Here is a 15,554-nt window from a genome sequence, read left to right as displayed (position 1 = left end):
ATCAGTGCTTTTTGTTTTTTATGTATCCATTTGATATCATCTAAATCCAAATTTTCGGTGTGCAATAAGGTGAGCACACCAATGCACAGATTGTTGTAGTTTTAAGTATGGGCAATTGAGGATTAAGGGCAGTCCGACCACTAACATTTGTTCAACTTAAACTATTACAACATGCGGACAGACAGTACTTTAGGAATTAATTTCTTCGTAAGAAAAAAACGCAATGACCCGAACATATATGATATCTACCTGCGCATTACGGTAAAAAAAGCGCGTGCAGAGGTCAGTTTAAAAAGGTGCATAAAGGTGTGCAATTGGGACAAAAAACGTGGAAAAGCCTTTCCAAAGAACAAAACCATGGAAGATTTGAACGCCTACCTTGACACCGTATTTGGTGAAATCCTCAATGTTCATAGGGACTTGCACATGGAAAGGAAATTGATAACGGCGAAATCTATCAAAGCAAGGTACGTCGGGGAGGATGAATTGAACCATACTATTCTTGAGCTTTTTGAATACCATAATAAAAACATGGTCCATGCCCTTAAACCTGGCACCATGAAAAATTACTATTCCACCGAGAAATACTTAAAGAGCTACATTACCACAAAACTTAAAACCAACGATGTATCGTTAGGAGAATTGAAGCACAAGTTCATTTTGGACTTTGAAAACTACATCAGGACCTTTAAGCCCAAGAAAAACCGAAAGACCTGTTCCAATAATGGTACTATGAAACATCTGGAGCGTTTGATGAAAGTCACCAAACTTGGTGTTCGCTTGGAATGGATGGACAAAGATCCCTTTCGAAACTTCAAATTGCGTTTCGAGAAATTCGATAGAAAGTATCTTACACAAAGGGAAATCGATTTGATTGAGGATACCACTTTTAGAAGTATAGGTAAGGAAAGGGTAAAGGATGTATTTCTTTTCAGTTGTTACACCGGGCTAACCTTTATGGACATCAAGCTACTGACCAGAGACAATGTAAGTAGGGGGATTGATGGGAACTATTGGATATATACCAAAAGGATAAAGACCGATGAGCCCTTAAAGATACCGATGTTGCCAAAGGCGGTTGAAATCATGGAGAAATATGAAAGCACACCACAGGCAGGGATTGGCTTGCTGCCCGTATACAGCAACCAAAAGACCAATGCTTACTTAAAGGAAATAATAAAGGCCTGCGGTATACACAAGTCCATTTCCTTCCATACGGCCAGGCATACTTTTGCAACTACAGTGACCTTATCTAATGGTGTTCCTATCGAGACAGTCTCAAAGATGCTTGGACATACCAAACTCTCAACTACCCAAATCTATGCCAGGGTATTGGAAAACAAGATTGGAGAAGACATGCAAAGTCTTATGAATCAAATGAAAGAAGTAAAGAGAAAGCAAGAATTTACTGGGTGAAGTTCTTGATATTGAACATTCATTTTGTGATAAATGGGTTTTAAGATTCATTAATAATTTGATTTTGTTTGGAATTGGAATAACGTAATTTATAGGTTGATGCCTGGAACTGCCACCACAAACCCTGCCATCCACAAGGATTTTGGTTATTTTGCTTTTTGGTTGACAATTTTAAGCGAGAAATCATTGATTTTAATACCGTTCCCAGGGACCTGGAATAGCTATCTGAATAATTAATATAGCTACGGCATACGGTCTTTTTTATTAGAATGGATGGTATAATGCTAAAAAAGAAGTTACCTTTAAGGTATTATCTTTGATCAAAACCAACTAATTTCTATGCTTGACAATTTGCAATTGAATTTTAGAAAAGAAATAATAGGGCCGGAAAACGATATGGTCGAGGCCTTTCTAAATCATTATATTCAAAAATTTGAGCAAAAAAACTTCAAGTTCAAAGTATTAAAAGAAGTTTATGCTGAGACAGGAATTCCAGACATCCTGATTGTAGTATGGGAAGAAATGGATAAATGGGGTTGGTCTCCAAAGAGAAATAATCTGGACAAAACAGATATTAAAATTTTGCACCACATCTCTTTAAATGGGAAAAGAGGTATTCGATTCAAAAGAATATTGGAAGAGCTTGGTTATCCTGAAAAGATTTCGAATAAATCTCTTAAAAAGTTAGTTGATGCAGAACTAATAGACTTTAACGGAACAACAGCCAGAATTAAGGACTTCGAAAGTTCCTTTTTTGTACGTGAAATCATTTCCATTGAGGCTAAAATCAGTGATTGGAAAAATGCCTTTAGGCAAGCTCAGCTAAATGAAAATTTTTCCTCACATTCTTATGTATTGCTTCCTGATGAGGCAATAAATGAAAATGTTCTAGCATCCAGTAATGGCAATCTTGGGATTTTATCCCAAAGTAAAAATGGAGCAAAATTGAAAGTAAGGGCTAAAAAATCTAAATTACCAGGATCGTATTTCTCGTGGCTGATAAATGAATATATTGGCCGACAGTTGGCATCGACATTATGAGTTTTATGATTGAAGAATTAAAGAATTTAACTCCCATCAAAAATGGGGGGCAAAAAGAGGTTTATCGAGGCACACATGATATACATGGTGACATTGTCTTCAAGAAAATCTTTCCGCATTCGGACAGTTTAGAGAGAACTAAAAGAGAGATAAGAGCGGTATCTATATTCGATAAATCTCCCAATATCCCTAAAATTATTGCCAACAATTGTGAAGAGAAAAACCCTGAATTTATTTGGATTATAGAAGAATATATATCTGGGCAAAACCTAAGAGATGCTATTAACGGTGGCAGAAAGTTTACTATAGGTGACATTGTTCGATTTTTAGACACGATGCTTGAAATATCAGTCCATTCCGAGAACAACCAGCTAGTACACAGGGACATAAAACCAGAGAATATCATTATTGATGATAATGATGATTTTTGGTTATTAGATTTTGGAATAGCAAGACATCTCGATATGGAATCCATTACCAAATCAGACGACCCTTTTGGCCTTTTTACTGTGGGTTATGCGTCATCAGAGCAGTTTAGAAACTACAAAAAGGATATCGATATACGAGCTGACCTATTTTCTATAGGGGTGGTATGTTACGAATTATTAAGAGGCCAAAATTTTTATATGCTTGATGTTGACAATGATATATTTAAGGTTTTAAGAAAGCTGGAAAACAGCTCTTTACCCCCATTGCGAATACAAGGTGATGGACAGTTCCAACTATCAACATTTATAAGCCTATTGGGAGATCACAGAAGAAATAGAAGGCCAAATACGGCAAAGGAAGCGAAAATTATTTTTGACACATTAAAAGAAACACTTACTTTAAGCTAAATGGAACTTTATCTTCAGTTTGGATATGGAATGATGGGTCATTGCAGGCATCTGATTAAAAGCTGGCAATCAGGTACAGTAATTCTGAGCCCAAGGGATCAGGAAATCGGTCAAATAAGTGATTTTGTTCCCGACATACATAAAGCAGGTGGACAAGTGGTATTTGACCCCCAATTTTATGTACCTCATGCCGATCATGGAAGATTAACCTCCCATTCGTTTTGGCCCAATGATTATTCAACAGCTCTTTTCAATTCTACAGAAGTCAGGAAAATGCTTACTGTCCTTAGAGACGAATATAACACCCCATTTGAAACCTCCTTTTTTATCCTACCTGGTAATAGGAGTTCGGAAATAAATGATGACTGGTACAAATACCATTCTATAATAATAAAGGAAGCACAGGATTTAGATGTTCACGATAATATTTATTTCACTTTGTGTTTATCTAAGGAGGCTATGAATTCAGAAGATACAATCCATAATGTATTAGAATATCTGGACACATGGGATATACAAGGATGTTATGTAGTACCTGAACCTTCCAACAATAGTTATTTAGTTGATAATCCAAATTGGCTTGTCAATCTTATGGATTTGACAGCTGGTATAAAACTGCAAAACAAAAAGGTTGTTGTTGGTTATGCAAATCATCAAATGCTCAATTTGGCGCTTACCAAAACAGATGCAATAGCTTCAGGAAATTGGATAAATGTAAGGAGTTTTAATGCGAGTAAGTTCAACAATCCAGATGACTCTGTAAGCAGGAGAAGTACTTGGTACTATTGCCCACAAAGCCTTTCAGAATATCAAATTCCAATTTTAGATATGGCAAAACGTTTAAGCATATTGGATGACTTAAGAACTGATACTGAAAATTTGTCTGGTTATGCAGATATTCTCTTCTCAGGGGCACAACCGACAACTGTACAATATAGTGAAAGAGAATCTTTTAGGCATTACCTACAATGCCTACATATGCAAGCCCAAAATGCTGTGAAAGGAACTTATGCTGAGACAAGAGAATCCATTAAATTAAGATTAGAAACTGCTGAAAGATTAACCAAATATTTCAATGATAATGGTATTAGGGGTAAAGATCGGGATTTTATTGATGTTGTGGATTCTAATCTTTCAGCCTTAAATGTTTTTCATAGGTTAAGAGGAATGATTTTAGGTCATAAATGGGATACTATTTAAATTTTCTTCCAAAAATGGTCCATTATATCAACTCGATTGTCTACTGATTTGTATTTACCTAGAAACTCAACACCTACCGTTACAATTATTAGAGACTAATGTAATTGGACCTTCTAGATAGGACCAGTTAAAATTATGGTTATCTTTTGACTAAAACAGCATAATGGAATACTATAAAAATCGAAAACAAGAAAGTTCAAATGGTATAGACTACAGTATTGAACGTATTGATTTATTGATTGTTTCCATTAGTGGTGCAGGAATTTACGTTTGTTTAGAAACTTTGAAATACGTAAATGACAATAACATGACCCCCTCTTCTTTGGTTAAAATAGGTGGAGGGTTATTTCTTGGCGCCATCATTCTAAATTTTATATCTCAGCATTTTGGAAGAAAGGCCAATGAGCATGATTATAACTGGTGTGAATACAATCTAGATATTGAGGATGAAAAGTACAGGGACCGTGTTCCCGAATTAAGAGAGAAAATCAGATATCATGAATGCGAGGCTAATAAATTCTCAAATTATTGTGTTAATACAACCAATTGGAGCTCAATAGTAATGGCTTCTGGTCTATTTTGTCTACTATGGTATTTCTTTTCTACTTTTTAGGACGGATAGGCCTACCTGGTATAGGTCTTGAGGGGTTGTCCTTACGTAAGGGTATGTCTCGAGGTGGATTTTTTGGAGTTGGTTTGGGCTTTGGTTGTGGTTTGGGAGTTGGGTTAGGTTTTTTAGGATTTGACATAACTGAGAATGGTTTTTATTATTTACCTATAAATAGCAGTAAGGTTGGGAGCCTTTCCCTTACTCGGAGGTGGCTTCGGCTTCATATCCCAATTTGGCTTCCACGTTAACCCTCCTCGCAAGTAGTTCATTATAAAACATGATATAACAAACAAGCCTCTAAGACAAGCTTAATCAACCTCGAGAGGTACGATAGCATCTTTTTTGACGGCAGAGACAACCGCAAGGTTATTTTTAAATTCATAAATTATAAGTTTATGTTATTAAATACCTTACTGCCGACCACAAGATAATAAAAGTCAATTATTTGTAAGAAAATTTTTATCCTCATAAATCATAATCCTTGAAGCTCAGGTTAATTAAAAAAAAGACTGGATATCCCTAAATACCCCGTGAATAACTACCAACTTTTATAATACGTATGGCTAAATGTAAATGAATGTTACAACGCCGAAATAAAGCATATATCTAATTGACAGTCTATTAGATAATTATCATGCTCACTAATCTAAAAATGAACCGTACAGTCATTTTAAAAATCAAGATGCTATTTTTATAGTGTGTTAACCATAAAAATTATTGCACTTTTCATTTTACAGAATTTAAAAATATCCTACCTAACAAAGTATTTCTTTAACTTGATTAGTATAAAACAATCAAAATATGAATGACTTTTTGGAAAACATTCTTACCGATGGGGGTGAATTAATTTTGGATTCCTTAATCAACAATGACATTTTAAAGGAAATACCAGTAATTGGGACATCTATTAACATTATAAGGGGAGTCAAAAGCATCCGCGATAAGATATATCTCCAAAAAGTGAAAACCTTTATTGATAAATTGGGGAGTATTAATGAACAGCAAAAAGAAAGACTTATTAACGAATCTAAAAGGGATCAGAGTCGTAGGGTAAAATTTGGAGAAGCCCTTTATACCACAATTGAACATAGCGATTCTACCGTAAAAGTTGAATATTTGGCTGTGGGTTTTGAAGCATTCCTTAACGGAGACATTGATAACGGCGAGTTAAGATTAATTTGCCATGCCATTAAATCGTCTTTTTCTGATGAACTTAGGGATATTGTAGAGAATGAAAACTATTCTTCTGATTTAAAATTTCTGGTTGCTTCAGGGTTAGCGGAAGCACTTTTTATTGGTGTGGTTTCGCATGGCACCCAACAAGGGCCGGGATACAAACTGACATCCATTGCTATTAACCTAAGGGATGCATGGAAAAAATATGGCGATAAAAAGAATAATTAATCACCAATCATCACCAGCCTCGACCTCACTTTTCATATAATCCAATAAAGATGAATCAATGCTTTCTATTTCATCTACAATCTGAGGGAAAATTTGATCATAATGGTTCTTTTGCCCATCATAATCCTTTCGAGCCTTTTTATCATTGTTCAATCGTTTTAATGCCGCTTTAGTGCCAGGCATATCCGTTTCAGTTAGTACTTTTCGACTATAATTCCTATATGCCTCAAAATCCATATTCATGAAGATAAAAGGTATTTCTACTCCGCTAGTAGACATAGAAAGGTCTATTATTTCAATTTTGTATCTCCCTTCTCTAAATTGAAGATCCAAAGTGAAGTTAATATCCCTCGTGACATAAATAGTTGTTCCGTAAGCGGTAAAATCAGCACCAACTGAAAAGCCTCCCTTTGCTAAAATCTGGTCAGCATTGTTTATTCTGGTCACATAATTTGAATTCTTGAATGACCGGGCCACCCATTCATCGGCCTTCTTTTTTAGTTCTTGCTTGCTCAGGCCAATGTCATGAACCTGCCTTAAATAAATAGTTTGGTTTACTGAATCCATTGTTGCCTGTGAAAACATTGTGAATGGCACCAATAGTAATAATAGGATAGTGTTTCTCATAACCAAAAAATAATCATTTTCTTTGTTTTACCCTATTTGTGGCGTTCGAAAAAGTAAATAAATCAACTAAAATATCAACCATATAATAATTATCAATGAATTCAATACCTACCATTACAATTATTGGAGGCGGGTGGAATTGAAAGTTGTTTACAAAATCTAACGGTTAAGAAGCAACCCCCTTTTGGATAGACCTCCATAAGTAAACTTATTACTCATAGTAAAACTTACGGTTTCCTTTTTTTGATGACTTTAAAAGCCGACCAAGAATTGTAGATACATCTTTGGATGCAGCATTAAGGTTATATTCCGTGTTAAGCTCTTTAACAACATCACTAGTTTTTCTAGGGATTTTAAAATAACCGGTTTTTATTAGAATTCTAATTCTTGAAGTAAGTCGCGACTTTTCTTTTCTACTTGGTGATAATTCATATCTCGGTTTAATTATGATATTTAAATCCAACATTTCCTTAGGGTGTATATCAATGGCTAAACACACTTCGATGAAATAGGATAAATAAGTTTCGGAACCATTTTCAATATTTGAAATTGTGTTATAGCTGAAACCAGTCATTTCAGTGATATCTTCAATCTCAAGTTCTTTTTTTACCCTTTGATTGTGTATCCTTTCCCCTATCAATTTTAATATTTTACTGTTCTTATATCTTGCCATGTTCAAATTGACTAATGGACAAGACGACATAAAATAGATACAAATGAAATTTTGTCGTTAAAAAAGAGTTGCTTATATTTAGCTTTTAAATTAATTATGCGATAAATCATAGTTTAGAATATTAGAAGCAATTGCTTTGATTCTTGTATAGGAAAACTGGTAATTTTTTAAGTACACAAGATGATTAGTAAGTTTGCTCACGACCCGGGCGTGGGCTCACTTATTTGTGTACAGGTATACCAGTACCTCCTATACTTTAAGTTGAGTTTCACGCCCAACTTTTTCTTAGCGTTTGATTTTTTATTTCTTTTTCGATGTGTCGCTGACCTTTTAAGGTTATGGGAAACATTTGGCAACTTTTTTCTGTAGGGTTCACACCTTGTTTTTGTTCCATTTTTGGGGCCTGTCACTCGGTGTTCGATATCCTCTTTAAGAAAAAGCCCAAGAACCCCGTATAACCTTGGACTATAGTTATGGGTATTACGCTACTAATTTTCGGTTTACATTACTTCTTCAGACCCATAACTGACACATACATTTTTCGGGCGACCGGCCCTATCACGAAATCATAGTCTTGTTCCACTAGGAATCCCATTTCCAAGAGCATTAAATCCTTGGACAGGATGGCCTATGCCCGAACCTAAATGCTCTAAAGTAAGTTACGACATTGTCGGGACTTCGGGGGCAGTGCAAACAAAAAACCTCCGGACAGGGTAGCAATTGTCCAGAGGCACGATTCAATTAACACTAACGGTTAAAATCAAACGACTCAAAATTATGAAGATAATATGGATAAATGCGAACAGATTTTCCCTGTTCCTGATTATTAACATGCTGCTGGCCCTTTGGCCATCAGAAACCTTAGAGGCTGCCATGGCCCCACCTCCCCAGGCTACCGTTACCGGTACCGTCACCGACGCTAACGGAAACCCTCTCGTCGGGGTGAGCATCCAAGTGGAGGCCACCCAACGGGGCACCATCACCGATATGGATGGCTCCTTTTCCATTCAAGCCAATCCTGACGATACCCTGTACTTTTCAATCATTGGCTTCAAGCCTTTGACTGTTGGCATCAAGGGCAGGAACGTGGTCAACGTCCAAATGGAGGAAGATGTCACCCAATTGGGGGAGGTAGTGCTCAATGCGGGCTATTACACCGTATCCGAAAAGGAACGCACGGGCAACATCGCCACCATCAAGGCCGAGACCATGGAGAAACAGCCCGTGGGCAATCCTTTGGCCGCTATGCAGGGGCAGCTTTCAGGGGTCAACATCGTCCAAAACACCGGGGTTCCGGGTGGGGGATTCGTGGTCGAGGTACGAGGTAGAAACTTCATTAACGGTGTCAGCGACCCGCTCTATATCATCGATGGTGTACCCTTTGGCTCTCAGTCCCTAGGTTCCGGCAGTGTCTCGGGTGGGATTCTGGGCGGTAATATCAGTCCGCTCAATGCCATCGACCCTACGACCATCGAAAGTATCGAGGTATTAAAGGATGCCGATGCCACGGCCATTTATGGTTCCAGGGGCGCCAATGGAGTGGTGCTGATCACCACCAAACGGGGAAAGGAAGGCAGGACAACCTTCAGTGCCAACCTCAGTACCACCTTGGGCCAGGTTTCCAATTTCTTGGAACTGATGAACACCCAGCAATATTTGGAAATCCGAAGGGAAGGCATTGTCAATGACGGTTTCGGGGACTTTTTGAACGATCCCAATTTTGATCTGTTCTTTCCCGATCTCAAAAGCTGGGACAATTCCCGCTATACCGATTGGCAGAAGGTACTCATTGGCGGTACGTCCTATCGCAACAATGCCCAGCTTTCGGTATCAGGGGGCAATGAACGGACCAATTTTTTGATCAGTGGTAGCTACTTAAAGGAAACCACGGTATTCCCCGGTGACAGCAACTATCAAAAGGCAACGGTACAGAGCAAGGTAAACCATCGCTCGGAGAACAATCGTTTCCAGATCGACCTGTCCACCATCTATTCCAATGAACGAAACCAATTGCCGCAGCGTGATTTCACCGGACTGGCCTATACGCTGGAGCCAAATGCCCCCGAAATCTATGATGAAGAGGGACGGTTGAACTGGGAAAACAACACCTGGAACAATCCCTTTGCGGCTCTAGAGGAAGACTATGTCTCCAAGGTGAACACCCTTATCGCCAATGCTTTGGTCACCTATAAGCTATTGCCCAACTTGGAACTAAGAACCAGTCTGGGGTACAACACCTATCGCTTGGATTCCTACCGGACCCTGCCCAGCAGTGCCCGTAACCCGAGCTTGGGACTGACCCCAGAGAACTATTCCTCCATCACCACCAATCTATCCCAACGGGACTCCTGGATCGTGGAGCCCCAATTGCAATGGCAACAAAAGTGGGGCAGAACAGCCCTGGATGTATTGGTGGGGACCACCTTCCAACAGCAGACCACCGAAGGTTTTGTGCAACGGGGTAGAGGTTTTCCCAATGAGGATCTGATCTTTAACCTATCCGCCGCCGAGACCTTGGAAGTGCTGACGGATACGGAAAGCGAGTACAACTACAATGCGGTATTCGGTCGGGTGAACCTCAATGTGAAGGGCCGTTATATTCTCAATCTGACCGGCCGTAGGGACGGTTCCTCCCGTTTTGGTCCCGGCCGGCAGTTTGGGAACTTTGGGGCCGTGGGTTTGGCCTGGCTCTTTAGTGAGGAATCCCTTTTTGGGGACAATTCGATATTAAGCTTTGGAAAATTAAGAGGCAGTTATGGAACCACGGGCAGTGACAATATCGGTGATTACCGATTTTTGGATACCTATAGCATAACCGGGTTTGATTACGATGGGATTTCCATATTGGAACCCACGGGCATCTTTAATCCACTTTTTGGATGGGAATCCAACCGTAAGCTGGAAGCTGCTTTGGAGCTCGGTTTTTTCAATGACCGTATACTGCTCAACACCTCATGGTACCGCAATCGTAGTTCCGATCAATTGGTCGGTATCCCCTTAGCGGCCACCACCGGCTTTTCCGAATTGACCGGCAACTTTGATGCGACCGTGGAGAATTCCGGGGTAGAGCTGGACCTTCGCACGGTCAATCTGAGAAATGGCAAATTAAAGTGGTCCACCAGGGTCAATCTTACGGTGCCAAGGAACAAATTGTTGCGCTTCGACGGCCTGGAATCCTCTCCCTTTGCCAATCGCTATGAGATCGGCAAGCCACTGACCATTGTCAAGCTGTACAACGCCCTTGGCGTGGATCCGGAGACGGGTCTCTACACCTTTGAGGACTACAATGGGGATGGGAACATCAGCAGTTTGGAGGACCGACAGTTTATCGAGGACAGGGCCCCGCGCTTCTATGGCGGTTTAGGGAATACCCTTACCTATGGCAAACTATCTTTGGATGTATTCTTTCAGTTCAAAAAGCAGAAAGCTTTTGACCAATTGGCCTTTGGGGCCACCCCGGGCTTTCGGGGGAACGCTCCGGTCGAACTTTTGGACCGTTGGCAAGAAGTTGGCGATATGGCCCCAATTCAAAGAGCTTCTGGGGGACTCGCCCCGGATGTGGACCTCGGGACCTTCCAGCAATTGAGCAATGCCTCCTTTTCCGATGCCTCCTTTATCCGTTTACGGAACATTTCCCTGAACTATGGGCTGGGCCGGTTGGATAATGGCATGCAGGTAAATGTATACCTACAGGGACAGAACCTATGGACTTGGACCAAGTATCGGGGACCTGACCCTGAACAACCTTCCAATAGTAGATTGCCACAATTGCGACAGATCACCCTTGGACTACAAGTAGACTTTTAACCATAAAAAAATTAGATATGATACAACGAATAAACAAAACCAGGAGCGTAGGGGACCGTGGTCTTCCAGCGCTCCTAAAACATCTCAACCTTCAAATCCTGCCATTGCTCATGTTTTTGGTCATGGTAGGCTGTACGGACTTTGTGGAAGTGGAGCCGCCCAAGGACACCCTGGTCGCGGAGACGGTATTCGATGAAGCCTCCACGGTACGCTCCGCCATGGCAAACTTATTTTTCGGGATGCGGGAACAAGGTATGGTATCGGGCAGCTTTGGCCTGACCACGGCTTTGGGCATCTATGCGGACGAACTGGATTATTATGGATTCGAAGTGCAGAATACGGAATTCTACCAACACAACCTCTTGGCCGGTAATGAATTGGTGAGGCAATGGTGGGCCAACGGCTATGAACTGATCTACGGCGCCAACGATATCATTCGAGGTGTGGAAGAATCACAGGCCCTGAGCGAAGATGAAAAGGCCATGTTTACCGGCCAGGCCCTATTCGTCCGTTCCTTTATCCACAGTCTTTTGGCGCAATTGTTCGGTGATGTACCCTATATCACCACGGTGGACTATCAGGTGAACAATACCGTATCACGCACCCCGGAGGCCGAAGTTTTTCAAGCCATCATTACCGATTTGGAACGGTCCGTGGCCCTTTTGGAAGGTATGGAAAATCCATCGTCGGAACGCACTCTCCCCGACCAGTATGCAGCCAAGGCCTTATTGGCCCGGATGTACCTGTATGTAGAGGATTGGACGAATGCTGACGCTATGGCCTCCGAACTGATAGGTGCTTTTGATCTGGAAGGCGATTTGGATAGGGTCTTTCTAAAGGATTCGGGCGAGACCATCTGGCAATTGAAGCCGGGCGAGGCCCCTAGGAATACCCAAGAGGCAAACCGATTGATCATACAGGCAGTTCCCGGCCAAACCTATGCACTGACCGAATCATTCTTGGACAGTTTTGAGGAGGGCGATCTACGGGAAGCTTCTTGGACAGAAAGCATATCCAATGCCGACAATACACAGACCCTGTTCTACGCCCATAAATACAAGGCCGATTTTTCCCAAACGGAGTCCGTGGAATATTCAATCGTACTCCGTTTGGCGGAACAGTACCTGATCCGGGCCGAAGCGAGAGCACAATTGGGCAATCTCTCCGATGCAGCAAGCGATCTGAATGAGCTCCGTAATCGGGCAGGTTTGCCCAATATCCCCATAGGAACACAAGGGGAACTATTGGAATCGGTATTGCAGGAACGGCGGATGGAACTGTTCACAGAGCGGGGGCATCGTTGGTTCGACCTGAAACGCTTTGGAGAGGCCAGTGTCGTATTGGAAGGTATCAAGCCAGGATGGCAGGATACCGACCTGTTGTTGCCCGTTCCGGAGACCGAAATCGAGATCAACCCCAATCTATTGCCGCAGAACGCTGGCTACTGATAATTATGAACAATATGGGATGTCAGGGCATTTAATTGGAAGCCTTGGTATCCTCAATAAAAATGAAATCAATGAAAAAAATCGTATCGATACTATGGCTTTTTATGGCCGTTGGGGTATTTTCCCAAACACTGAAAACCAACCCCATATATGAGGATGAAGCGGCAGCTTCCTCAATGGGGTCAACGTTTCTGACCTCCTTCATGCAGGAGGGGGAGCTCTATCTCAATATTCCGCGGGAGGTGCTGGAGCGTCCTATGCTCTTTATCCGCTATGACTACAGAAAAGTATATAAATATATGCAGGTGCTTTGGTCACTGGAGGGGGACAAGGTGCTATTAAAACACCCTAGGGTAAGGTCCACGGCAGGAATAATTTTACCTGTAAGGCACCACAAGGCCTTAAAGGATAATGTCTTGGCCATGTTTCCCTTGGAAAAAGATATGGGCGAACAAGGGGAACTGTGCATCAATGTCACTTCCTTGGTAATGGACAATGTCATCGAATGGACCAAGGGCTTTACGGAAACCTTGGTGCCACAGTTGAGCCTCTTACAGGGCTCGAAGGATTTTCACAACGAGGTGGTCATCAAGACCCGACGTGGCTTGATGTTCGAGGGCTCGAAAGTTTCTTTTCCGGTATTCTTTGGATTGGCGGCCCTTCCCGAGAAACTGATGAAAGGTAGGGACTATGATTACCGCATGGGATTCGTTAACGAGGACCGATATGGAATCGATCACGGTGAACCGAAGAACAGTATAGCTAATATTGCCCGCTGGCGATTGGAGAAAAGGGACAAGGACCGAAAACTGAGCGTGCCCGTTAAACCGATCACTTTTGTTATACCTCCAGATGTTCCCGAACAGTGGAGACCTTATGTGAAGGCAGGTATCGAAGAGTGGCTGCCTGCCTTTGAGGCTGCAGGGTTCAAGAATGCCATAGTGGTAAAGGAAACGGATAGCCTGTCGGAATGGGAGGCCCATAGCATCCATACCTCTTACGTGGACTGGGGCGATTCCAAATACTTGCGCGGCTTTGAAGAGTCTGGAGGGACCGCTCCAGAAATAATCGATGAAAGGACCGGTGAAATCCTCAAATGCGACATTTATCTGGGAGCTTCGGTCGAAAATGTTACGGACCGTTATTTTATCCGTTGCGCCCCCTTGGATAAACGGGCCCAGTCGTTGCCTTTTCCCCAAGAACTCACGGGAAGGCTTTTTCAACGGATTGCCGCCCATGAAGCGGGACATGCCTTTGGCCTGATGGACAGTAATTATGGGGAGTTCGCCTATCCCGTCGAAAAGATGTCCGATATTCAATGGCTGAAGACCATGGGCCACACCCCAAGTATGATGAGCTATTCCCGGGAAAATAATATTGCCCAGCCAGAGGACAGTGTGCCCCCTGAATTGTTAATGCAAAAAGTGGGCCCGATGGACCGTCACCAGATTGAGTGGGGCTACACCGAATTTCCGGAGGAAATGTCAGAGCAGCAGGAGGAGGAAGCTCTAGAGCGTATTATAGGGGTGCAGGATTCCATTCCCTGGTTTAGGTTCAACCAAAGCCAAGTGGAGGTTTTCGGGCCCGCAACGGCAGATGAAGTGGTGGATACCAATGATCCGGTCGAAAGCACCAAGTTGGCACTGAAGAACTTGGAACGTGTTATTCAACTGATGCCGGCCGCCGTTAAGGACCAAAAGGATACTAGAAGATTGGAAAATCTATATGGAAGAGTACTGGAACAATGGAAAGACCATATGCTCCATGTGACCTCTTTGCTAGGTGGGTACGATATTCGGTACAAGCCGATCAACACCCCTGGCAAGATGTTCACGCCAATCCCCTTGGCCATGCAGGAGGAGGCCATGGACTTTTTGCATGCCAATGCCCTGAACCCACCAGAGTGGTTGGTTGCCCCCGAGTTCCTTCCCCAACTGGAATACTCCACCTTTCCGGACAAAATGGTCGAATTCCAACAGCGGTCGGTGGACGAACTATTGCGCCCCCGACGCTTGAAGCGCTTTGAATACATGGAAACGCTTGAGGGCTTTGAAGGTACATTTGAATGGTATCTATCGGAATTGCAAGAGGGATTGTTCGGGGAACTGTACGAAGACTCTCCCAAAGTAGGACGGATACGACAAGAAATCCAATCCTATTATATTGACAGGGCCATTACTGCGGTACACCAAGAACCGCAACACTTTTATGCAGAAATGAAAGCTTATGATTATACCGCTTACTCCAAAGGGTTGTTGATGGAGCAGTTGGTGAAATTACGGGGGGATATTAAAAGCAAGTTGAAAAAGGAAAAGGACAGTGATGCCAGAGGGCATTGGGAGCACTGCTTGGCCCGATTGGATTCGTTGTAAAGAAATGAGTGGATCAAAAAACCAATTAGCATAATGGAAATGTAATCCCCAATAAGGAATGATAGGTTGCAGCAACTAAAAAGTAATTTTTTGTTTTCATATATTTTTTGAATTAGTCAA

Annotated in this window: 11 protein-coding genes; 9 read left to right on the top strand and 2 right to left on the bottom strand. The window is 41.9% G+C overall.

Going from position 1 to position 15,554, the window contains the following annotated elements; translation table 11 throughout:
• Positions 1-171 precede the first annotated feature (171 nt).
• The 6 genes from AC13CS_RS04940 to AC13CS_RS04915 all read left to right on the top strand — a co-directional run bounded on the left by AC13CS_RS04940 (position 172) and on the right by AC13CS_RS04915 (position 6,507).
• On the top strand, positions 172-1,416 hold the full coding sequence (locus AC13CS_RS04940) for a site-specific integrase (RefSeq protein WP_293289749.1): 1,245 nt from the start codon (positions 172-174) through the stop codon (positions 1,414-1,416).
• A 339-nt stretch (positions 1,417-1,755) separates the two neighbouring features.
• Positions 1,756-2,457 (top strand): hypothetical protein, encoded by a 702-nt coding sequence (locus tag AC13CS_RS04935; RefSeq protein ID WP_293289747.1) that lies wholly within the window; start codon positions 1,756-1,758, stop codon positions 2,455-2,457.
• Positions 2,458-2,462: 5 nt separating this feature from the next.
• Positions 2,463-3,293, top strand: a complete 831-nt coding sequence (locus AC13CS_RS04930; protein WP_293289745.1) for a serine/threonine-protein kinase — start codon at positions 2,463-2,465, stop codon at positions 3,291-3,293.
• Positions 3,294-4,493, top strand: coding sequence for a hypothetical protein (locus tag AC13CS_RS04925; protein WP_293289743.1), 1,200 nt, complete (start codon positions 3,294-3,296; stop codon positions 4,491-4,493).
• Positions 4,494-4,656: 163 nt separating this feature from the next.
• Positions 4,657-5,106 (top strand): hypothetical protein, encoded by a 450-nt coding sequence (locus AC13CS_RS04920; RefSeq protein ID WP_293289741.1) that lies wholly within the window; start codon positions 4,657-4,659, stop codon positions 5,104-5,106.
• Positions 5,107-5,904: 798 nt separating this feature from the next.
• Complete coding sequence (locus tag AC13CS_RS04915; protein WP_482888583.1) at positions 5,905-6,507, top strand: hypothetical protein; 603 nt, start codon at positions 5,905-5,907, stop codon at positions 6,505-6,507.
• On the opposite strand, the gene AC13CS_RS04910 is transcribed toward AC13CS_RS04915, so the two are convergent.
• Positions 6,508-7,074, bottom strand: a complete 567-nt coding sequence (locus AC13CS_RS04910; protein ID WP_482888581.1) for a DUF4468 domain-containing protein — start codon at positions 7,072-7,074, stop codon at positions 6,508-6,510. It lies immediately after the preceding gene.
• Positions 7,075-7,345: 271 nt separating this feature from the next.
• On the bottom strand, positions 7,346-7,807 hold the full coding sequence (locus AC13CS_RS04905; protein WP_293290477.1) for a hypothetical protein: 462 nt from the start codon (positions 7,805-7,807) through the stop codon (positions 7,346-7,348).
• Positions 7,808-8,584: 777 nt separating this feature from the next.
• On the opposite strand from AC13CS_RS04905, the gene AC13CS_RS04900 reads away from it, so the two are divergent.
• From AC13CS_RS04900 to AC13CS_RS04890, 3 genes are all read left to right on the top strand, one after another.
• Positions 8,585-11,614, top strand: a complete 3,030-nt coding sequence (locus AC13CS_RS04900; RefSeq protein ID WP_482888580.1) for a SusC/RagA family TonB-linked outer membrane protein — start codon at positions 8,585-8,587, stop codon at positions 11,612-11,614.
• A gap of 17 nt (positions 11,615-11,631) precedes the next feature.
• Positions 11,632-13,062 carry a RagB/SusD family nutrient uptake outer membrane protein gene (locus tag AC13CS_RS04895; RefSeq protein WP_293290481.1) on the top strand — a complete coding sequence of 477 codons (1,431 nt, stop codon included), beginning with the start codon at positions 11,632-11,634 and terminating at the stop codon, positions 13,060-13,062.
• A gap of 71 nt (positions 13,063-13,133) precedes the next feature.
• The gene (locus AC13CS_RS04890; protein WP_293290483.1) at positions 13,134-15,434 is read left to right on the top strand and encodes a zinc-dependent metalloprotease; all 2,301 of its coding nucleotides are present in this window, start codon (positions 13,134-13,136) and stop codon (positions 15,432-15,434) included.
• Positions 15,435-15,554: the final 120 nt, after the last annotated feature.

This window comes from Flagellimonas sp. B-3 (assembly GCF_056857835.1).
This window is presented reverse-complemented; position numbering and strand designations above follow the sequence as displayed.

What these genes read in the sequence shown, in the direction of transcription:
- AC13CS_RS04890 (WP_293290483.1), top strand. Translation starts at nt 13,134, where the DNA reads ATGAAAAAAATCGTATCGATACTATGGCTTTTTATGGCCGTTGGGGTA.
- AC13CS_RS04915 (WP_482888583.1), top strand. Translation starts at nt 5,905, where the DNA reads ATGAATGACTTTTTGGAAAACATTCTTACCGATGGGGGTGAATTAATT.
- AC13CS_RS04895 (WP_293290481.1), top strand. Translation starts at nt 11,632, where the DNA reads ATGATACAACGAATAAACAAAACCAGGAGCGTAGGGGACCGTGGTCTT.
- AC13CS_RS04925 (WP_293289743.1), top strand. Translation starts at nt 3,294, where the DNA reads ATGGAACTTTATCTTCAGTTTGGATATGGAATGATGGGTCATTGCAGG.
- AC13CS_RS04935 (WP_293289747.1), top strand. Translation starts at nt 1,756, where the DNA reads ATGCTTGACAATTTGCAATTGAATTTTAGAAAAGAAATAATAGGGCCG.
- AC13CS_RS04930 (WP_293289745.1), top strand. Translation starts at nt 2,463, where the DNA reads ATGATTGAAGAATTAAAGAATTTAACTCCCATCAAAAATGGGGGGCAA.
- AC13CS_RS04910 (WP_482888581.1), bottom strand. Translation starts at nt 7,074, where the DNA reads ATGGATTCAGTAAACCAAACTATTTATTTAAGGCAGGTTCATGACATT.
- AC13CS_RS04905 (WP_293290477.1), bottom strand. Translation starts at nt 7,807, where the DNA reads ATGGCAAGATATAAGAACAGTAAAATATTAAAATTGATAGGGGAAAGG.
- AC13CS_RS04920 (WP_293289741.1), top strand. Translation starts at nt 4,657, where the DNA reads ATGGAATACTATAAAAATCGAAAACAAGAAAGTTCAAATGGTATAGAC.
- AC13CS_RS04940 (WP_293289749.1), top strand. Translation starts at nt 172, where the DNA reads ATGCGGACAGACAGTACTTTAGGAATTAATTTCTTCGTAAGAAAAAAA.
- AC13CS_RS04900 (WP_482888580.1), top strand. Translation starts at nt 8,585, where the DNA reads ATGAAGATAATATGGATAAATGCGAACAGATTTTCCCTGTTCCTGATT.